General features: G+C 62.0%; 20 protein-coding genes. All 20 read right to left on the bottom strand.

The window, feature by feature from the left end; translation table 11 throughout:
• Nucleotides 1-3 precede the first annotated feature (3 nt).
• The 20 genes from N7607_RS12015 to rpmH all read right to left on the bottom strand — a co-directional run bounded on the left by N7607_RS12015 (nucleotide 4) and on the right by rpmH (nucleotide 18,216).
• Nucleotides 4-771, bottom strand: coding sequence for a DeoR family transcriptional regulator (locus N7607_RS12015; RefSeq protein WP_279865778.1), 768 nt, complete (start codon nucleotides 769-771; stop codon nucleotides 4-6).
• A gap of 113 nt (nucleotides 772-884) precedes the next feature.
• A complete protein-coding gene (glmU, locus tag N7607_RS12010; protein ID WP_279865779.1) occupies nucleotides 885-2,249 on the bottom strand; it encodes a bifunctional UDP-N-acetylglucosamine diphosphorylase/glucosamine-1-phosphate N-acetyltransferase GlmU in 1,365 nt (454 codons plus the stop codon).
• Nucleotides 2,250-2,364: 115 nt separating this feature from the next.
• On the bottom strand, nucleotides 2,365-2,784 hold the full coding sequence (locus tag N7607_RS12005) for a F0F1 ATP synthase subunit epsilon (protein WP_137973939.1): 420 nt from the start codon (nucleotides 2,782-2,784) through the stop codon (nucleotides 2,365-2,367).
• Between the two features lie 183 nt (nucleotides 2,785-2,967).
• Complete coding sequence (gene atpD, locus N7607_RS12000) at nucleotides 2,968-4,344, bottom strand: F0F1 ATP synthase subunit beta (RefSeq protein WP_192398836.1); 1,377 nt, start codon at nucleotides 4,342-4,344, stop codon at nucleotides 2,968-2,970.
• 30 nt (nucleotides 4,345-4,374) lie between these two features.
• Nucleotides 4,375-5,235, bottom strand: a complete 861-nt coding sequence (gene atpG / locus N7607_RS11995) for a F0F1 ATP synthase subunit gamma (protein ID WP_279865781.1) — start codon at nucleotides 5,233-5,235, stop codon at nucleotides 4,375-4,377.
• Nucleotides 5,236-5,285: 50 nt separating this feature from the next.
• Nucleotides 5,286-6,830, bottom strand: a complete 1,545-nt coding sequence (gene atpA, locus N7607_RS11990) for a F0F1 ATP synthase subunit alpha (RefSeq protein WP_021702536.1) — start codon at nucleotides 6,828-6,830, stop codon at nucleotides 5,286-5,288.
• A 21-nt stretch (nucleotides 6,831-6,851) separates the two neighbouring features.
• On the bottom strand, nucleotides 6,852-7,388 hold the full coding sequence (locus N7607_RS11985) for a F0F1 ATP synthase subunit delta (RefSeq protein ID WP_137973936.1): 537 nt from the start codon (nucleotides 7,386-7,388) through the stop codon (nucleotides 6,852-6,854).
• A 12-nt stretch (nucleotides 7,389-7,400) separates the two neighbouring features.
• Nucleotides 7,401-7,871 (bottom strand): F0F1 ATP synthase subunit B, encoded by a 471-nt coding sequence (locus tag N7607_RS11980; RefSeq protein ID WP_137973935.1) that lies wholly within the window; start codon nucleotides 7,869-7,871, stop codon nucleotides 7,401-7,403.
• 55 nt (nucleotides 7,872-7,926) lie between these two features.
• Nucleotides 7,927-8,184: a F0F1 ATP synthase subunit C gene (gene atpE, locus N7607_RS11975; RefSeq protein ID WP_003097235.1), complete on the bottom strand. Its 258-nt coding sequence runs from the start codon at nucleotides 8,182-8,184 to the stop codon at nucleotides 7,927-7,929.
• An 83-nt stretch (nucleotides 8,185-8,267) separates the two neighbouring features.
• Nucleotides 8,268-9,137 (bottom strand): F0F1 ATP synthase subunit A, encoded by an 870-nt coding sequence (gene atpB, locus N7607_RS11970; protein WP_279865784.1) that lies wholly within the window; start codon nucleotides 9,135-9,137, stop codon nucleotides 8,268-8,270.
• Nucleotides 9,138-9,153: 16 nt separating this feature from the next.
• Entirely contained in the window at nucleotides 9,154-9,561 is a 408-nt protein-coding gene (locus N7607_RS11965) for a F0F1 ATP synthase subunit I (protein ID WP_279865785.1), read from the bottom strand.
• Between the two features lie 154 nt (nucleotides 9,562-9,715).
• The gene (locus tag N7607_RS11960) at nucleotides 9,716-10,588 is read right to left on the bottom strand and encodes a ParB/RepB/Spo0J family partition protein (protein WP_279865787.1); all 873 of its coding nucleotides are present in this window, start codon (nucleotides 10,586-10,588) and stop codon (nucleotides 9,716-9,718) included.
• 8 nt (nucleotides 10,589-10,596) lie between these two features.
• Nucleotides 10,597-11,385, bottom strand: coding sequence for a ParA family protein (locus tag N7607_RS11955; RefSeq protein ID WP_279865788.1), 789 nt, complete (start codon nucleotides 11,383-11,385; stop codon nucleotides 10,597-10,599).
• 11 nt (nucleotides 11,386-11,396) lie between these two features.
• Nucleotides 11,397-12,044 (bottom strand): 16S rRNA (guanine(527)-N(7))-methyltransferase RsmG, encoded by a 648-nt coding sequence (gene rsmG / locus N7607_RS11950; protein ID WP_279865789.1) that lies wholly within the window; start codon nucleotides 12,042-12,044, stop codon nucleotides 11,397-11,399.
• Nucleotides 12,044-13,936, bottom strand: a complete 1,893-nt coding sequence (gene mnmG / locus N7607_RS11945) for a tRNA uridine-5-carboxymethylaminomethyl(34) synthesis enzyme MnmG (RefSeq protein ID WP_279865791.1) — start codon at nucleotides 13,934-13,936, stop codon at nucleotides 12,044-12,046. Before mnmG ends, rsmG begins: the two co-directional genes overlap by 1 nt.
• 389 nt (nucleotides 13,937-14,325) lie before the next feature.
• On the bottom strand, nucleotides 14,326-15,693 hold the full coding sequence (gene mnmE, locus N7607_RS11940) for a tRNA uridine-5-carboxymethylaminomethyl(34) synthesis GTPase MnmE (RefSeq protein ID WP_279865793.1): 1,368 nt from the start codon (nucleotides 15,691-15,693) through the stop codon (nucleotides 14,326-14,328).
• 76 nt (nucleotides 15,694-15,769) lie between these two features.
• On the bottom strand, nucleotides 15,770-17,440 hold the full coding sequence (yidC, locus tag N7607_RS11935; RefSeq protein WP_279865794.1) for a membrane protein insertase YidC: 1,671 nt from the start codon (nucleotides 17,438-17,440) through the stop codon (nucleotides 15,770-15,772).
• Between the two features lie 3 nt (nucleotides 17,441-17,443).
• Nucleotides 17,444-17,680: a membrane protein insertion efficiency factor YidD gene (gene yidD, locus N7607_RS11930; protein WP_279865795.1), complete on the bottom strand. Its 237-nt coding sequence runs from the start codon at nucleotides 17,678-17,680 to the stop codon at nucleotides 17,444-17,446.
• Nucleotides 17,673-18,068 carry a ribonuclease P protein component gene (gene rnpA / locus N7607_RS11925; RefSeq protein ID WP_192398844.1) on the bottom strand — a complete coding sequence of 132 codons (396 nt, stop codon included), beginning with the start codon at nucleotides 18,066-18,068 and terminating at the stop codon, nucleotides 17,673-17,675. The genes yidD and rnpA overlap by 8 nt, the downstream gene beginning before the upstream one ends.
• Before the next feature lie 13 nt (nucleotides 18,069-18,081).
• Nucleotides 18,082-18,216, bottom strand: a complete 135-nt coding sequence (rpmH, locus tag N7607_RS11920; RefSeq protein WP_137973924.1) for a 50S ribosomal protein L34 — start codon at nucleotides 18,214-18,216, stop codon at nucleotides 18,082-18,084.
• Nucleotides 18,217-18,310: the final 94 nt, after the last annotated feature.

Genomic DNA, 18,310 nt, shown 5'->3' with positions numbered 1-18,310 from the left:
TCCTCAGGAAGCAGCGGCGAGGATCAGCTGGACCCCACGCGCGCATATCTGTTCGGCCACCTGGCTATCCAGGCGGTCGTCGGTGATCAAGGTATGGAGGCTGCTCCAGGGCAGCTCCAGGTTGGGAATGCGCCGGCCGACCTTGTCGCTCTCGACCATGACGATGACCTCGCGGGCCACCTCGGCCATGACACGGGACAGGCCCAGCAGCTCGTTGAAGGTGGTGGTGCCACGCTCCAGGTCGATGCCATCGGCGCCGATGAACAGCTGGTCGAAGTCGTAGGAACGCAGCACCTGCTCGGCGACCTGGCCCTGGAAGGATTCCGAGTGCGGGTCCCAGGTGCCACCGGTCATCAGCAGCACCGGCTCGTGCTCGATGTCGCGCAGGGCATTGGCCACGTTCAGCGAGTTGGTCATCACCACCAGGCCGGGCTTGTGGCCGAGCTGGCGGATCATCGCCGCGGTGGTGCTGCCGCTGTCGATGATGATGCGCGCGTGCTCGCGGATCAGGCCGACCGCCGCGCGGGCGATGGCCTGCTTATGACGGGAGATGGGCTGCGCCGGCTCGCCGATCAGCTCCTGCGGCATGGGCACGGCGCCACCGTAGCGACGCAGCAGCAGGCCGTTCTTCTCCAGCTCAGCCAGGTCCTTTCGAATCGTAACTTCGGAGGTAGCGAAATGCTGCGCCAGGGCATCCACAACCACCTCGCCCTGCTCATTGAGCAAGACGAGAATCGCGTGGCGGCGCTGGGGAGTGTTGCGTTTCGACATTTAAGTTTCGATTCGAAAGATAAGTGTGCGAATCAAAACCTAATGAAAGCTTTCGGTCAAGCTCGAAATGGACAAAAGGCGGCCAAGGCCGCCTTTTGTTTGCTCGCATGCGACTATTTGGGCGTCTTCTGCGGGCGCTTCCAGCCTTCGATATTGCGCTGCTTGGCACGGCCCACGGCCAGGGCCGCTGCCGGTACGTCCTGGGTCACGGTGGATCCGGCACCGGTGGTGGCGCCATTGCCAAGGGTGACAGGAGCGACGATGGAGCTGTTGGAGCCGATGAACACGTCCTCGCCCATCACCGTCTTGTGCTTGTTGGCACCGTCGTAGTTGCAGGTGATGGTGCCGGCGCCGATGTTGGTGCGCGCGCCGATCTCGGCATCGCCCAGGTAGCTCAGGTGGCCGACCTTGGCGCCCTCACCCAGCACTGCGTTCTTCAGCTCGACGAAGTTGCCGACATGGGCCTTGGCGCCCAGCTTGGCGCCCGGACGCAGGCGAGCGAACGGACCGCAATCGGCGCCCTCGCCCACTTCGGCACCTTCCAGGTGGCTGTTGGCTTTGACGATGGCACCTTTGCGCAGGATGGAATCCTTGATCACGCAGTTGGGACCAATCTGCACGTTGTCTTCGATGACGACTTTGCCTTCGAGGATCACGTTGATATCGATGGTGATATCACGCCCGACTGTGACCTCGCCGCGCACGTCGAAACGATGCGGATCGAGCAGCGTGACGCCCTGAGCCATCAGCTGGCGGGCCATGCGCTGCTGGTAATGGCATTCGAGCTGCGACAGCTGGATGCGGTCGTTGGCGCCGAGCACTTCCATCTCGTCCCGGGCGGTCTCGGTGGCCACTACCAGACCGTCGGCCACGGCCATGGCGATCACGTCGGTGAGGTAGTACTCGCCCTGGGCGTTGCTGTTGGACAGGCGGCCCAGCCAGTCGCCGAGGCGCTTGCCCGGTACGGCGAGGATGCCGGTGTTGCCCTCGCGGATGGCGCGCTGCGCCTCGCTGGCATCCTTGTGCTCGACGATGGCCTGTACCACGCCGTTGGCATCACGGACGATGCGGCCATAGCCGGTAGGATCGGCCAGGTTGACCGTCAGCAGTCCCAGCTGGGATTCGCTAGCCTGCTCGAGCAGGCGGGTCAGGGTCTCCACTCGGGTCAGCGGTACGTCGCCGTAGAGGATCAGCACCTTCTCCGCTTCCAGCGCCGGCAGCGCCTGGGCCACTGCGTGGCCGGTACCCAGCTGCTCGGCCTGCAGGACGAAGTTGATATCGTCGGCCGCCAGACGCTCGCGGACCAGTTCGGCACCGTGGCCGATCACCACGTGGATCTTGCGCGGCGCAAGCTGGCGGGCGGTGTCGATGACATGGCCAAGCATGGGCTTGCCAGCAACCGGATGCAGCACCTTGGGCAGGGCCGAGCGCATGCGGGTGCCCTGGCCGGCGGCGAGGATGACGATATCGAGGGACATGGCGGAATCCTGAACGGGCACAGGCGGAATACCACCTGTGGATAAAACGGCAGAAAAGAAAAAGGGTAGCCAAGGCTACCCTTTTACTCGCTAACGCTGAAGACGGAGACGAGCCTCAGAACTTCTTGCGCAGCTGTTGCACGGTGCGCAGCTGAGCTGCCACTTCGGCCAGGTGAGCGGCGGCGGAACCGTAGTCGAATTCCGAGCCTTTCTCGTTGAGCGCCTTCTCGGCGGCCTTGAGGGCCTCCTGGGCAGCAGCTTCATCGATGTCGCCAGCGCGGGTCACGGTGTCGGCCAGGACCTTCACCATGTTCGGCTGCACTTCGAGGAAACCACCAGAGATGTAGAACACCTCATGCTCGCCGCCCTGCTTGACCAGGCGAATCGGGCCCGGCTTCAGGTCGGTGATCAGCGGGGCGTGGCCCGGAGCGATACCGAGATCGCCCAGGTTGCCGTGCGCGATCACCATCTCGACCAGACCGGAGAAGATCTCCGCTTCGGCACTGACGATGTCGCAATGGACTGTTATGGCCATACGCTTGCCTCACGTTTCGGGTGTTCTGCAGCTACTGCGCTCGCTCATGCTGCGTTGGAAGCCGGCTCGTGCTGCTCGTTTATCTGCATAAACTGCGCGCCCTCACCCGCTTCCGCCTTGCCTGAGCTTCGCTCGCTACGCTGCAGAACACCCTACCGCGCCCGTTGCCGGGCGCACAGGGGATTACAGTTTCTTGGCTTTCTCGATGGCTTCGTCGATGCTGCCAACCATGTAGAACGCCTGCTCCGGCAGGTGATCGTAGTCACCTTTCAGGATGCCGCTGAAACCAGCGATGGTGTCCTTCAGGGAAACGTACTTGCCTGGCGAACCGGTGAAGACTTCGGCCACGAAGAACGGCTGGGACAGGAAGCGCTGGATCTTACGAGCACGGGATACCAGCTGCTTGTCCGCTTCCGACAGTTCGTCCATACCGAGGATCGCGATGATGTCCTTCAGCTCCTTGTAGCGCTGCAGAACGTACTGCACGCCACGGGCGGTCTCGTAGTGCTCCTGACCAACCACCAGCGGATCGAGCTGACGGGAGGTGGAGTCCAGCGGGTCCACGGCCGGGTAGATACCCAGGGAGGCGATGTCACGCGACAGTACGACGGTGGCGTCCAAGTGGGCGAAGGTGGTCGCCGGGCTCGGGTCGGTCAGGTCGTCCGCAGGTACGTATACGGCCTGTACCGAGGTGATGGAGCCGTTCTTGGTGGAGGTAATACGCTCCTGCAGAACGCCCATCTCTTCGGCCAGAGTCGGCTGGTAACCTACTGCGGAAGGCATACGGCCCAGCAGTGCGGATACTTCGGTACCGGCGAGGGTGTAACGGTAGATGTTGTCGACGAACAGCAGAACGTCACGACCTTCGTCACGGAACTTCTCGGCCATGGTCAGGCCGGTCAGGGCTACGCGCAGACGGTTGCCTGGCGGCTCGTTCATCTGACCGTAAACCAGGGCTACCTTGTCGAGAACGTTGGAGTCCTTCATCTCGTGGTAGAAGTCGTTACCCTCACGAGTACGCTCACCCACACCAGCGAACACGGAGTAACCGCTGTGTTCCATGGCGATGTTACGGATCAGTTCCATCATGTTCACGGTCTTGCCGACGCCGGCACCACCGAACAGACCGACCTTACCGCCCTTGGCGAACGGGCAGACCAGGTCGATTACCTTGATACCGGTTTCCAGCAACTCGTTGCCGCCAGCTTGCTCGGCGTACGACGGCGCAGCGCGGTGGATTTCCCACTGCTCTTCTTCGCCGATCGGGCCAGCTTCGTCGATCGGGTTGCCCAGCACGTCCATGATCCGGCCCAGGGTCGCTTTACCGACCGGTACGGAGATGGCCTTGTTGGTACGGGTGACGTCCAGGCCGCGTTTCAGGCCTTCGGTCGAACCCATGGCAATGGAGCGAACCACGCCGTCGCCCAGCTGCTGCTGAACTTCGAGGGTGGTTTCGGCGCCGACTACTTTCAGCGCTTCATAAACACTCGGCACTTGATCACGCGGGAATTCCACGTCGATAACGGCGCCGATGATTTGAACGATACGTCCGCTACTCATCTTTGGTTCCTCTGAATATTTGAACCGTTCTTAAACCGCGGCAGCGCCGCCGACGATTTCCGAAATTTCCTGGGTGATCGCTGCCTGACGCGCCTTGTTGTAAATCAGCTGCAGGTCTTTGATCAGATCGCCAGCGTTGTCGGTGGCGTTCTTCATCGCGATCATCCGGGCCGCTTGTTCAGCCGCGTTGTTCTCAACCACCGCCTGGTACACCTGCGATTCCACGTAGCGCACCATCAGGCCGTCGAGCAGCTGTTTGGCGTCGGGTTCGTACAGGTAGTCCCAGTGGTGCTTGAGACCTTCATCCGGAGTCGCCACCAGGGGAACGAGCTGCTCCACTGTCGGCTTTTGCGTCATGGTATTGACGAACTTGTTCGAGACCACGGACAGACGATCGATGCGACCTTCGAGGTAAGCATCGAGCATCACCTTGACCGAACCGATCAGATCGTTGATCGACGGTTCTTCGCCCAGGTGGCTGATCGCAGCAACGACATTGCCACCAAAGTTGCGGAAGAACGCCGCACCCTTGCTGCCAATCACGCAGAGATCAACCTCTACGCCTTGCTCGCGATTGCTCGCCATGTCTTTGACCAGAGCCTTGAACAGGTTGGTATTCAGACCACCGCACAGACCACGGTCCGAACTCACCACCACGTAACCGACGCGCTTGACTTCACGCTCGATCATGAACGGGTGACGATATTCCGGGTTGGCGTTGGCCAGATGACCAATCACCTGGCGGATACGCTCCGCGTAGGGACGACTAGCTGCCATGCGCTGTTGAGCTCTGCGCATCTTGCTGGTCGCCACCTTTTCCATGGCGCTGGTGATCTTCTGCGTGCTTTTGATGCTCGCAATCTTGCTGCGAATCTCTTTTGCGCCTGCCATGTAACACCTATCAGGTTAGCAAGCGGGGGCCTCGCGACCCCCACTGCGGCTTACCAGGTTTGGGTGGCCTTGAACTTCTCGATACCGGCTTTCAGCTGGCCATCGATGTCGTCATTGAAGTCGCCCTTCTCGTTGATCTTCGCCATCAGAGCGGCGTTCTCACGGTTGAAGAAGGCGATCAGGGCCTGCTCGAAGCTGATGATCTTGGCGACTTCGACGTCGGCCAGGAAACCACGCTCGGCGGCGTACAGGCTCACCGACATGTCGGCGATCGACATCGGCGCGTACTGCTTCTGCTTCATCAGCTCGGTAACGCGCTGACCGTGATCCAGCTGCTTGCGGGTAGCCTCGTCCAGGTCAGAAGCGAACTGGGCGAAAGCCGCCAGTTCACGGTACTGAGCCAGAGCGGTACGGATACCACCGGACAGCTTCTTGATGATCTTGGTCTGAGCGGCACCACCCACGCGGGAAACCGAGATACCGGCGTTGACAGCCGGACGGATACCCGAGTTGAACATGGCCGATTCCAGGAAGATCTGACCGTCGGTGATCGAGATCACGTTGGTCGGAACGAACGCGGAAACGTCGCCAGCCTGGGTTTCGATGATCGGCAGAGCGGTCAGGGAACCAGTCTTGCCAGTCACGGCGCCATTGGTGAACTTCTCCACATACTCTTCGGAAACGCGGGAAGCGCGCTCCAGCAGACGGCTGTGGAGATAGAACACGTCGCCTGGGTAGGCTTCACGGCCTGGCGGACGGCGCAGCAGCAGGGAGATCTGGCGGTAGGCAACGGCCTGCTTGGATAGGTCGTCGTACACGATCAGAGCGTCTTCACCGCGGTCGCGGAAGTATTCGCCCATGGTGCAACCGGCGTACGGAGCGAGGAACTGCAGGGCAGCCGACTCGGACGCGGAAGCGGCCACAACGATGGTGTTGGCCAGAGCGCCAGCTTCTTCCAGCTTGCGCACCACGTTGGCGATGGTCGATTGCTTCTGACCGATGGCAACGTAGACGCAGCGGATGCCGCTGTTCTTCTGGTTGATGATGGCGTCGACGGCCAGAGCAGTCTTACCGATCTGACGGTCACCGATGATCAGCTCGCGCTGGCCACGGCCTACCGGGATCATGGCATCGACCGACTTGTAACCGGTTTGCACCGGCTGGTCGACCGACTTACGCCAGATCACGCCCGGAGCGACTTTCTCGACGGCGTCGGTGGCTTGAGCATTGATCGGGCCTTTGCCATCGATCGGGTTGCCCAATGCGTCGACGACGCGGCCCAGCAGTTCCGGACCAACCGGGACTTCCAGGATGCGACCGGTGCACTTGGCGCTCATGCCTTCGGCGAGGCTGGTGTATGCACCCAGCACTACGGCGCCGACGGAGTCTTGCTCCAGGTTCAGCGCCATACCGTAGACGCCGCCCGGGAACTCGATCATTTCGCCGTACATAACGTCGGCCAGACCGTAGATACGTACGATACCGTCGGAAACGGATACCACGGTACCTTCGTTGCGGGCTTGGGAAGAGACGTCGAGTTTCTCGATACGTCCCTTGATGATTTCACTAATTTCGGAAGGATTGAGTTGCTGCATTGCTCTGCTGCCCCTTCAAACTCAAGATTTCAACGCTTCGGCCAGTTTCGCGATTTTGCCGCGAACCGAGCCATCGATAACCAGGTCGCCCGCGCGGATCACGACACCACCGATGAGGGAGGAGTCTTCCGTCGCGTGCAGACGCACTTCTCGGCTGAGCCGTGCGCTGAGAACCTTGGCGAGTTTGTCTTGCTGTTCGGTGCTCAATGCGAAGGCACTGGTCACTTCCACGTCTACCGACTTCTCCTGCTCGGCCTTGTACAGCTCGAACTGGGCGGCGATTTCCGGCAACAGATCGAGACGATCGTTTTCGGAGACGACGGAAATGAAGTTACGTGCCTGGGCGTCGAACTTGTCACCACACACTTCATTGAAAGTGGTGGCCTTTTCTGTACTCGTCAGACGCGGGGCCTTGAGCACGCGCTGCATGGTGTCGTCTTGCGACACCGCTGCAGCCAGGCCGAGCATGGCTGACCAGGAGGCCAGTTGCTGGTGGGCCTGAGCGTGCTCGAAAGCTGCCTTGGCGTAAGGTCGGGCCAGCGTGGTCAGTTCTGCCATGATCGCCCTCGCTTAGATTTCGGCGGCCAGTTTGTTAACCAGCTCCGCGTGCGCGTTTTGATCGATGGACGCACCCAGGATCTTCTCGGCACCGCCGACGGCCAGGGCACCCACTTGGGCACGCAGGGCGTCTTTGACGCTGTTCAGTTCCTGTTCGATCTCGGCCTGAGCCTGAGCCTTCACACGGTCAGCTTCGACACGAGCCTGATCACGGGCTTCGTCGACGATCTGAGTACCGCGTTTCTTGGCCTGCTCGATGATTTCAGCAGCCTGGGTTTTGGCTTCGCGCAGTTGCTGGGCCACTTTCTCGTGGGCCAGTTCCAGATCGCGAGCCGCACGGTTGGCGGCGTCCAGACCATCGGCGATCTTCTTTTGGCGTTCGCGCAGAGCCGTGATGACCGGAGGCCATACGAACTTCATGCAGAACAGCACGAAAATGAAGAACGCAACGGCCTGGCCAATCAGGGTTGCATTAATGTTCACGCCAGTACCTCGCTGTTCGTTGTTTCGTCAAACCAATCAACTCGCAAGCGAGTGATTAGCCGGCGATTTGACCAACGAAGGGGTTCGCGAAGGTGAAGAACAGAGCGATACCAACGCCGATCATGGTCACGGCGTCCAGCAGACCGGCGACGATGAACATTTTCACCTGCAGCATCGGAACCATTTCCGGCTGACGAGCAGCGCCTTCCAGGAACTTGCCGCCCAGCAGGCCGAAGCCAATGGCAGTACCCAGAGCGCCCAGACCGATCAGCAGGGCAACAGCAATCGCGGTGAGACCAACTACAGTTTCCATTTTTCCTCCCGACTTTTTATGTCGTATTGGTTTAGGTTGAAGCGGTAAAGCGGTTTTCGTTTACCCAAAGCGGCGGCTGCCGCTTAGTGGTTGTCTTCGTGAGCCATCGACAGGTAGACGATGGTCAACATCATGAAGATGAAGGCCTGCAGGGTGATGATCAGGATGTGGAACACCGCCCACGCCCAGTTCAGCGCCACGCCCAGGGTGCTCAGCAGGAACATGCCGCTGCCGAACATCACGGCAATCAGGATGAAGATCAGCTCGCCGGCATACATGTTGCCGAACAGACGCAGAGCCAGAGAGATCGGCTTGGCGATCAGGGTGACGAATTCCAGCAGGAAGTTCACCGGGATAAGCAGGATCTGTACGACGATGTTCTTGCTGCCGAACGGGTGCAGGGTCAGCTCGCCGAGGAAACCGCCGATGCCCTTGACCTTGATGCTGTAGAACACGATCAGAGCGAACACCGACAGGGCCATGCCCAGGGTGGCGTTCGGGTCGGTGGTCGGGACCACGCGGAAGAACAGGTGATCATTGCCGGTAATGGCAGCAGCGGCCATCGGCAGGAAGTCCACCGGCACCAGGTCCATCAGGTTCATCAGGAAGATCCAGACGAAGATGGTCAGGGCCAGGGGTGCGATCAGCGGGTTACGGCCATGGAAGGTATCCTTCACGCTGCCGTCGACGAACTCGATCAGTACTTCGACGAAGTTCTGCAGGCCGCCCGGCTGGCCGCTGGTGGCGCGCTTGGCGGCCATGCGGAACAGCAGGATGAACACCAGACCGAGCAGGACGGACCAGCCCAGGGTGTCGACGTGGAAGGCCCAGAAGCCCATTTCCTTTGCTTCTTGCGCGGTGTGGGCGAAGCCCCAGTCACCGTTCGGCAGTTTCCCGAAGGTCAGGTTCTGCAGGTGGTGCTGGATATAGCCCGAAGCGGTTTGTTCTGCCATGTTTGCCTCAAACGCTCTAAGGTCTCGAAAGTCTTGTTCTCATCAGCAGCGGTGCGAACCAGCCAACGCTGAGCGCCAGCACGAAGACACCGAACAGAACCGGCGCCTCCAGTGGTTTCACCACCACGAACGTCAGTGCAAACAGCACTGCCGTCAGAATCAGCTTGCCCGCTTCGCCGGCATAAAAGGACCGGACGATGCTCTGGGCGGCCCGGGCCCCGCTGAAGCGGAAGGCCTTGTGGGCGAAGTACAGGTTGGGAAGCCAGGCAATCAGCCCCCCGCAGAGTCCCGAATAGGCGCTTACCGGGCCGCGCCAGCCATACAGCACGGCGGCGGCCAACAGCATCACGACCAGTTGGGCCAGCAGCACCGGAAAGACCGGTAAACGATGGAAGGGCAGGCGCTTCTGCGTGCGGGCATCCATCTTCGCTGTTCCTCTAGGTCGGCACGTTAAATCAACAACTTGGCATACTTTGTGCCGACAAAATGCGCGCAGAGTATAGGGGCGGTTCCCCACCCGTTCAACTGGCCGGTAGCGAATTCCGACCGCCCGCTACATGAGCAATTGTGTCCGGATTTCAGCGGATATGAGCCAGTACGCCCTGCAGTTCATCCAGCGAGTTGTAGCGGATCACCAATTGGCCCTTGCCCTTCTGCCCGTGCTTGATCTGCACCGGGGCCCCTAGCTTCTCGGCCAGGCGCTGCTCCAGACGGTTTATGTCCGGATCGGCCTTGACCTTCTCAGCAGGTTTTTCCTTGTTGTTCAGCCACTGGCGCACCAGTGCTTCGGTTTGGCGCACGGTGAGGCCGCGTGCGACAACATGTCGCGCGCCTTCCACCTGCTGTTCCAGGGGCAGACCGAGCAGGGCACGGGCATGGCCCATCTCCAGATCGCCGTGGGCGAGCAGGGTCTTGATCTCTTCCGGCAGGGCGATCAGGCGCAGCAAATTGGTGATGGTCACCCGCGACTTGCCCACCGCATCGGCGACCTGCTGCTGGGTCAGCTCGAACTCCTGCTGCAGGCGCTGCAGGGCCACGGCTTCCTCAATCGGGTTGAGGTCTTCGCGCTGGATGTTCTCGATCAGCGCCATGGCAATGGCGGCTTCGTCCGGTACTTCACGGACCATGGCCGGGATCTTGTCCAGGCCGGCCTGCTGACTGGCGCGCCAGCGGCGCTCACCGGCGATGATCTCGAAGCGGCCACCACCGATAGGGCGCACCACGATCGGCTGCATCACACCCTGGGCCTTGATCGAGTTGGCCAGCTCTTCTAGGGCGGAGGGGTCCATGTCGCGGCGCGGCTGGTACTTGCCCCGCTGGATCAGGTCCAGCGGCAGGTGCTGCAGCTCACGGCTATCGGCCTTGACCGCTTCTTCCTCGAGGACAGCGGCGGTGCTGCCGCCGAGCAGGGCGTCCAGTCCGCGGCCGAGTCCGCGCTTCTTGATGGCCATGGGATTCCTTATGCGGTTGCGGTTTTCGCGGCGGAGCGCTGGCGGCGTACCAGTTCGCCGGCCAGGGCCAGGTAGGCGATGGCGCCACGGGATTGCTTGTCGTAGGCCAGCGCCGGCATGCCGAAGCTGGGCGCCTCGGCCAGGCGCACGTTGCGCGGGATGACCACGTCGTACAGCTGCTCGCCGAAGTGCTCCTTGAGCTGGGCGCTGACATCGTTGGTCAGGCTGATGCGCGGGTCGTACATGGTGCGCAGCAGGCCTTCGATCTTCAGGCTCGGGTTGAGCAGCGAGCCGATGCGCTGGATGCTGTTCATCAGGTCGGTCAGACCCTCCAGTGCGTAGTACTCGCACTGCATGGGGATGATCACGCCGTCGGCGGCGACCAGGGCGTTGACCGTGAGCATCGACAGCGCCGGCGGGCAGTCGATGAGGATGTAGTCGTAGTTCTCGCGGATCGGCGCCAGGGCATAGCGCAGGCGGCTCTCCTTCATCTTCATCTCGAGCAGTGCGACTTCGGCAGCAGTGAGGTCGCGGTTGGCCGGCAGCAGCTGGTAGCCGCCATGCTCGGAGAACTGCATGGCCTCGCCGACGGTGCTCTCACCGATCAGCACGTCGTAGATGGAGTGCTCCAGGGCCTGCTTATCCACACCACTGCCCATGGTGGCGTTGCCCTGTGGATCGAGATCGATCAGCAGCACGCGGCGCTTGGTCGCGACCAGCGAGGCGGCCAGGTTGATGCAGGTGGTGGTCTTGCCGACCCCGCCTTTCTGATTGGCGATCGCGAATACCTTGGCCATCTTGCTTCCCCCTAGACCGAGCGACGCAGTATCAACAGGTGACGCTGGCCTTGGCAACCGGGAACCTTGAGCACATCGCAGCTTTGCAGACGGAAGTCCGCCGGCAACGCTTGCAGCTCGTCGTCGGGCTGCACACCCTTCATCGCCAGCCAGTGGGTATCGGCGTTGCCCAGATGGCGGGTCCAGTCGGTGAAGTCCTGCAGCGAGCTGAAGGCGCGCGAGCAGATGCCGCTGAACGGGACCTGCGGACGGAACTCCTCGACCCGGCTGTGGATAACTTCCAGGTTGGCCAGCTTGAGCTCCAGCTTCACCTGGGTGAGGAAGCGGGTCTTCTTGCCGTTGGAGTCGAGCAGGGTGAAGCGCCGCTCGGGGAACAGGATGGCCAGCGGAATGCCAGGCATGCCGCCGCCACTGCCGACGTCCAGCCAGTTGTCACCATGCTGGGCGACGAAGGGCACGACGCTGAGGCTGTCGAGCAGATGGCGCGAGACCATCTCGTCCGGGTTGCGCACAGCGGTCAGGTTGTAGGCCTTGTTCCACTTGATCAGCAGGGCCAGGTAACCGAGCAGCTGTTCGTGCTGTTGGGCGCTGAGCGCTACGCCGAGCGTCTGCGCGCCCTGCGCGAGTTCATCGGCATGGCGTTGGGTGACCACGGACATCAGGCACTGATCTCCAGGGTCTGGCCGGCGTTGCGCTTCTTCAGATGGATCAGCAGCAGGGAGATGGCCGCCGGGGTCACGCCCGGGATGCGTCCGGCCTGGCCGAGCGTCTCGGGGCGGGCATTGCCCAGCTTGTGCTGGATCTCCTTGGACAGACCGGAGATGCCGGCGTAGTCGATATCGGCCGGCAGCCTGGTGTCCTCGCTGGCGCGCAGGCGCTCAATCTCTTCCTGCTGGCGATCGATATAGCCGGCGTATTTGGTCTTGATCTCAACCTGCTCGGCGACCTGGGCATCCACCTGCGGCGCCTCGGTCACTTCGGCCAGGGCCGCATAGTCGATCTCCGGACGGGCCAGCAGGTTGAGCAGATTGTACTCATGCGCGAGTGGAGTCCCGAAGCGCGCGACGATGGCATCGCCCTGCGGCGTACCCGGGCGCACCCAGGTGCTTTTCAGGCGTTGTTCTTCCTGGACGATGCCCTCGCGCTTGGCTTCGAAGGCGGCCCAGCGCACGTCATCGACCAGGCCCAGCTCACGGCCCTTCTCGGTCAGGCGCAGGTCGGCATTGTCCTCGCGCAGGATCAGCCGGTATTCGGCGCGCGAGGTGAACATGCGATACGGCTCCTGGGTACCCAGGGTGATCAGGTCGTCGACCAGCACGCCGATGTAGGCCTCGTCGCGGCGCGGACACCAGCTTTCCTTGCCCTGCGCGCGCAGTGCGGCGTTGGCACCGGCCAGCAGGCCCTGGGCGCCGGCTTCTTCGTAACCGGTGGTGCCGTTGATCTGGCCGGCGAAGAACAGGCCGCCGATGACCTTGGTCTCCAGGCTGTACTTGAGGTCACGCGGGTCGAAGTAGTCGTACTCGATGGCGTAGCCGGGACGCACGATATGGGCGTTCTCCATGCCACGGATCGAACGCACGATCTCCAGCTGCACATCGAACGGCAGCGAGGTGGAGATGCCATTAGGGTACAGCTCATGCGTTGTGAGCCCCTCGGGCTCGATAAACACCTGGTGGCTGTCCTTGTCGGCGAAGCGGTGGATCTTGTCTTCGATCGACGGGCAGTAACGCGGACCGATGCCTTCGATCACCCCGGAATACATCGGCGAGCGATCGAGGTTGCTGGCGATGATCTCGTGGGTACGGGCGTTGGTATGGGTCATCCAGCAGCTGATCTGCCGCGGATGCATGTCCTTGTTACCGAGGAAGGACATCACCGGAATCGGCGTGTCACCAGGCTGCTCAGTCATCACCGAGAAGTCCACCGAACGGCCATCGATACGCGGCGGGGTGCCGGTCTTCAGCCGGCCGACACGCAGCGGCAGCTCGCGCAGGCGCTTGGCCAGGGCGATCGAGGGTGGATCGCCGGCGCGGCCGCCGGAGTAGTTCTGCAGACCGATGTGGATAAGTCCGCCGAGGAAGGTGCCGGTGGTCAGTACCACTGAATCGGCCATGAAACGCAGGCCCATCTGGGTGACCACACCCTTTACCTGGTCCTGTTCGACGATCAGGTCGTCAGCTGCTTGCTGGAATATCCACAGGTTCGGCTGGTTTTCCAGGATCTCGCGGATCGCCGCCTTGTACAGGATGCGGTCGGCCTGGGCGCGGGTGGCGCGTACGGCCGGACCCTTGCGGCTGTTGAGCACGCGGAACTGGATGCCGCCCTTGTCGGTAGCGATGGCCATGGCGCCGCCGAGGGCATCGATTTCCTTGACCAGGTGGCTTTTACCTATTCCGCCAATCGCGGGATTGCAGCTCATCTGGCCGAGGGTTTCTACGTTGTGGGTCAGCAGCAGGGTCTTCACGCCCATGCGTGCGGCTGCCAGCGCAGCCTCGGTGCCGGCATGGCCGCCGCCGATCACGATCACGTCAAAACGGGAAGGGAAGTCCACCACGCACCTCGTGCCTGTTGAGAAAAGGGGGATTGGAAAGGGGTGGCAAGTATAGGGAGTTGGCTTGGCCGAATGAAGCCTTCTGCACAAAAAATAGCCAGACTGATGTCTTTCAGGAAAATAGAGAATAAAAGAGAGAAATCTTATAAAGCTTAGTTTTTATGTTTATTCATGGTGCAGCGCTTTTCTGTGGATAGATCGCTGCAGATTCCAGATAACAAGGCCTGCAGCGATGTATAAGGCTGTGCCATTCCTGGCCCTATCCGTTGGGCAAGCTGGATAACGCCTGTGGATGAAAACGTGATTTATGCACAGGCTGGTTTTCCACCCCGTTGTCACCAGGCTTATAGACCGGGCTCAGGCGTGGTTTTCCACAGGGTTCAGGAGGCTTATTTACCGATGCAGAAGCTGGAGAAGATGCGTCCGAGCAGGTCATCCGAGCTGAAGGCACCGGTAATTTCGCCCAGCGCCTGTTGCGCCTGACGCAGGTCCTCAGCCAGCAGCTCTCCGGCGCCCATCAGGGTCAGCTGGTTGCGGCCGTGCTCGAGGCTGGTCTGAGCCTGGCGCAGTGCTTCCAGGTGGCGACGACGGGCGCTGAAGCCGCTCTCGGCGGTCTGCTCGAAACCCATGCAGGCCTTAAGGTGCTCGCGCAGCAGATCCAGCCCTTCGGCCGATTTGGCGGACAGCGAGATGGTCACGTGGCCATCTTCGCTGGTTTCTAACGCGATGGCCTCGGTGGACAGGTCAGCCTTGTTACGGATCAGGGTGACCCGCGCCGGATCGGGTTTGGTGTCGAGGAACTCCGGCCACAGGGCAAAGGGATCGGCAGCCTCCGGGGCGGTGGAGTCGACCACCAGCAACACCCGATCCGCCTCGCCGATGGCCTTGAGCGCACGTTCCACGCCGATGCGCTCGACCTGGTCGTCGGTATCGCGCAGGCCGGCAGTATCCACCACGTGCAGCGGCATCCCGTCGATGTGGATATGTTCGCGCAGCACATCGCGGGTAGTACCGGCGATATCAGTGACGATGGCCGCCTCGCGTCCGGCCAGGGCGTTGAGCAGGCTGGACTTGCCCGCATTGGGGCGCCCGGCGATCACCACGTTCATGCCGTCGCGCAGCAGGGCGCCCTGACCGGCTTCGCGCAGCACTGTGGATAAGTAGTCGCGCACACCGTCCAGCTGGCTCAGCACATGGCCGTCGGCGAGGAAGTCGATCTCTTCTTCGGGGAAGTCGATGGCCGCCTCGACGTAGATGCGCAGCTGGATCAGGCGCTCGGTTAGCTCGTGCACCCGCCGCGAGAACTCGCCCTGTAGCGAGCGCAGGGCGTTGCGCGCGGCCTGGGTCGAGCTGGCCTCGATCAGGTCAGCGATGGCCTCGGCCTGGGCCAGGTCGAGCTTGTCGTTGAGAAACGCACGCTCGCTGAACTCGCCCGGTCGAGCCTGGCGTGCACCGAGCTGCAGGCAGCGCTGCAGCAGCATGTCGAGCACCACCGGGCCGCCATGGCCCTGCAGTTCAAGCACGTCTTCGCCGGTGAAGGAATTGGGACCGGGGAAGAACAGCAGCAGGCCCTGGTCGATCACATCGCCATCATCGTCGTGCCAGGGGCCGTAATGGGCATGGCGTGGCTTCGGTTCCAGGCCGGCCAGGGTAATGCCAATGGCGCGAGCACGCGGCCCGGAGACCCGCACGATGCCGACTCCTCCGCGACCTTGAGCGGTGGCGACGGCGGCGATGGTTTCACGGGCGCTGGTCATAGCGATTCTCGACTGTGGATATCTTGCGGATAGCAAAACGCCCCACGAGGGGGCGTCTTGTGCAGCTTCAGCGGACTCAGGCTTTCGCCGTCGCGGCCTCGATCTGCCGGGTAATGTACCACTGCTGGGCGATGGACAGGACGTTGTTGACCACCCAGTACAGCACCAGACCGGCGGGGAACCAGAGGAAGAAGAAGGTGAAGATGATCGGCATCAGCTTCATCACCTTGGCCTGCATGGGGTCCGGAGGAGTCGGGTTCAGACGCTGCTGGATGAACATGGTGGCGCCCATGATGATCGGCAGCAGGAAGAACGGATCCTTGATCGACAGGTCGGTGATCCAGCCCAGCCACGGGGCCTGGCGCATCTCGACGCTTTCCAGCAGCACCCAGTAGAGGGCCAGGAATACCGGCATCTGTACCAGGATCGGCAGGCAACCACCGAGCGGGTTGATCTTCTCCTTCTTGTACAGCTCCATCATCGCCTGGGACATCTTCTGGCGATCGTCGCCATGCTGTTCCTTCAGCGCGGCCAGCTTGGGCGACACGGCGCGCATGCGGGCCATGGAGCGGTAGCTGGCGGCGGAGAGCGGGAAGAACGCCAGTTTGATGATGATGGTCAGGACGATGATCGACCAGCCCCAGTTACCGAGCAGGTTGTGGATATGTTCCAGCAGCCAGAAGATCGGCTGGGCGATGAACCACAGAATGCCGTAGTCGACGGTCAGCTCCAGACCCGGGGACAGCTGCTTAAGGTGTTCCTGGATCTTCGGACCGGCATACAGGACGGCACCGGTTTCGGCGCTGGCGCCGGAGGCGACGCTCAGCTGCGGACCGGTGAAGCCGATGATGTAGTTGCCCTGGCTGTCCTTGCGGGTCTGCACACTGTTGCTGTCGTCCTTGTCGGCGACCCAGGCGGTGACGAAGTAGTGCTGCAGCCAGGCGACCCAGCCACCTTGCACCGTCTCGCGCAGGTTCTTGTCGTCCATGTCGCCCATGTTCACCTTTTTGTAAGGCTCTTCGGCGGTCCACAGGGCGGCGCCCAGATAGGTCGCGGTGCCGGTGGCGGTGGTGGACGAAGGATCGGCGCTGTTGTCGCGCTTGAGCTGGGCGTAGAAGTTGCCGCTCCAGGCCTGACCGCTCTGGTTGTCGACCTTGTAGGTGACGCCCAGGTCGTACTGGCCGCGCTCGAAGCTGAAGCGCTTGACGTAGTTGACGCCGGCTTCGGCATAGGTGAGCTCGACCACCAGCTGGTCCTGACCTTCGGCCAGTTCATAGCTGCGCTTGTCGCTGCTCCACAGGGCACGGCCGCTGGATTTGTCCGGGGCGTTGCTGCCGATCAGGCCGCTCTGCGCTAGGTAGGTACGCTCGCCGCCGTTGTCGAACAGCTGGAACGGTACTTCCGGATGATCCTGGCGACGCGGGTACTTCGGCAGGGTCAGCTGGACGATGTCGCCGCCCTTCGGATCGATTGCCAGTTCCAGGACGTCGGTCTTCACGCGGATCAGCTCGTCGCTGACCACGGCCGGTGCGGCCAGCTGCGGATTGGCCTCGCCATTGGCGGTCGGCACGTCGTCCGCGGCATTGCTGGTCGGTACGTCCGGCAGGTCCGTCGAGGGTTTGCCGCCGACGGTAGCGCTGGCACTGGCCGGAATGGCGGCCTGGCCGTAGTCCTCGTTCCACTGCAGAACCATCAGGTAGGACACGATGGCCAGGGCGACGAGCAGGATCGAGCGTTGGATGTCCATGGATTACTCGGTCATCGAAGAGGAGGAAGGAGGCGGAACCGGGTCGTAACCACCGGGATTCCAGGGGTGGCAGCGGCCCAGCCGACGCAGGCCGAGCCAACCGCCATGCAACACGCCATGGGTTTCGATGGCCTGTTGCATGTAGCAGGAGCAGCTGGGGTAGAAGCGACAGTGACTGGCCATCAAGGGGCTGATGGCGTAGCGGTAGAACTGGATCGGAAGGATCGCCAGTTTACGCATGGGGGCTGTCGCTTACCCCGGGAGGTGCGGCGTCGGGACGCTGCTTGGCGAGGCGTTTCCAGAGTTTGCCGAACTGCTGATGCAGTTCCGGATTGTCCAGATCGCCAAGGCCCTTGCGTGCCACCACGACAATGTCCATACCAGCCAGCAACTCCTGGTTGAGCCGGAAGGAATCCCGGATCAGGCGTTTCAGACGGTTGCGCTCGACGGAGAGCTTGACGCTTTTCTTGCCGATCACCAGCCCCAGGCGGGGATGGTCGAGATCGTTGGCACGCGCGAGGAGCAGGACGTTCTTGCCGGGTGCCTTGCCGCTCGGTGAGTCGAAAACTGCCTTGAAGTGCCGGGGGGTTAGCAGACGCTTTTCCCGGCTGAAGTCTCGACTCACCATCCGTTCCGGTTTATCAGACGGTCAGACGCTTGCGGCCCTTGGCGCGACGACGCGACAGGACGGCACGGCCGTTCTTGGTGGCCATGCGAGCGCGGAAACCATGGGTGCGAGCGCGCTTGAGGGTACTGGGTTGGAAAGTGCGTTTCATGGTGATCTACCTGGATGGTTCGAAGGAGCCGGAAATGGCCCCCGTTTAAAGAGACCGGCGATTCTAGTGAAACCGAGGCCTCAGGTCAATTTCC

Origin of the sequence: Pseudomonas sp. GD04019 (assembly GCF_029837695.1) — a bacterium.
In the GTDB taxonomy this organism is placed as follows: Bacteria; Pseudomonadota; Gammaproteobacteria; order Pseudomonadales; family Pseudomonadaceae; genus Aquipseudomonas.
Note: the sequence above shows the minus strand (reverse complement) of the source record. Positions and strands in the feature narration are given on the sequence as shown.

What these genes read in the sequence shown, in the direction of transcription:
- N7607_RS12015 (WP_279865778.1), bottom strand. Translation starts at nt 771, where the DNA reads ATGTCGAAACGCAACACTCCCCAGCGCCGCCACGCGATTCTCGTCTTG.
- glmU (WP_279865779.1), bottom strand. Translation starts at nt 2,249, where the DNA reads ATGTCCCTCGATATCGTCATCCTCGCCGCCGGCCAGGGCACCCGCATG.
- N7607_RS12005 (WP_137973939.1), bottom strand. Translation starts at nt 2,784, where the DNA reads ATGGCCATAACAGTCCATTGCGACATCGTCAGTGCCGAAGCGGAGATC.
- atpD (WP_192398836.1), bottom strand. Translation starts at nt 4,344, where the DNA reads ATGAGTAGCGGACGTATCGTTCAAATCATCGGCGCCGTTATCGACGTG.
- atpG (WP_279865781.1), bottom strand. Translation starts at nt 5,235, where the DNA reads ATGGCAGGCGCAAAAGAGATTCGCAGCAAGATTGCGAGCATCAAAAGC.
- atpA (WP_021702536.1), bottom strand. Translation starts at nt 6,830, where the DNA reads ATGCAGCAACTCAATCCTTCCGAAATTAGTGAAATCATCAAGGGACGT.
- N7607_RS11985 (WP_137973936.1), bottom strand. Translation starts at nt 7,388, where the DNA reads ATGGCAGAACTGACCACGCTGGCCCGACCTTACGCCAAGGCAGCTTTC.
- atpE (WP_003097235.1), bottom strand. Translation starts at nt 8,184, where the DNA reads ATGGAAACTGTAGTTGGTCTCACCGCGATTGCTGTTGCCCTGCTGATC.
- atpB (WP_279865784.1), bottom strand. Translation starts at nt 9,137, where the DNA reads ATGGCAGAACAAACCGCTTCGGGCTATATCCAGCACCACCTGCAGAAC.
- N7607_RS11965 (WP_279865785.1), bottom strand. Translation starts at nt 9,561, where the DNA reads ATGGATGCCCGCACGCAGAAGCGCCTGCCCTTCCATCGTTTACCGGTC.
- N7607_RS11960 (WP_279865787.1), bottom strand. Translation starts at nt 10,588, where the DNA reads ATGGCCATCAAGAAGCGCGGACTCGGCCGCGGACTGGACGCCCTGCTC.
- N7607_RS11955 (WP_279865788.1), bottom strand. Translation starts at nt 11,385, where the DNA reads ATGGCCAAGGTATTCGCGATCGCCAATCAGAAAGGCGGGGTCGGCAAG.
- rsmG (WP_279865789.1), bottom strand. Translation starts at nt 12,044, where the DNA reads ATGTCCGTGGTCACCCAACGCCATGCCGATGAACTCGCGCAGGGCGCG.
- mnmE (WP_279865793.1), bottom strand. Translation starts at nt 15,693, where the DNA reads ATGACCAGCGCCCGTGAAACCATCGCCGCCGTCGCCACCGCTCAAGGT.
- yidC (WP_279865794.1), bottom strand. Translation starts at nt 17,440, where the DNA reads ATGGACATCCAACGCTCGATCCTGCTCGTCGCCCTGGCCATCGTGTCC.
- yidD (WP_279865795.1), bottom strand. Translation starts at nt 17,680, where the DNA reads ATGCGTAAACTGGCGATCCTTCCGATCCAGTTCTACCGCTACGCCATC.
- rnpA (WP_192398844.1), bottom strand. Translation starts at nt 18,068, where the DNA reads ATGGTGAGTCGAGACTTCAGCCGGGAAAAGCGTCTGCTAACCCCCCGG.
- rpmH (WP_137973924.1), bottom strand. Translation starts at nt 18,216, where the DNA reads ATGAAACGCACTTTCCAACCCAGTACCCTCAAGCGCGCTCGCACCCAT.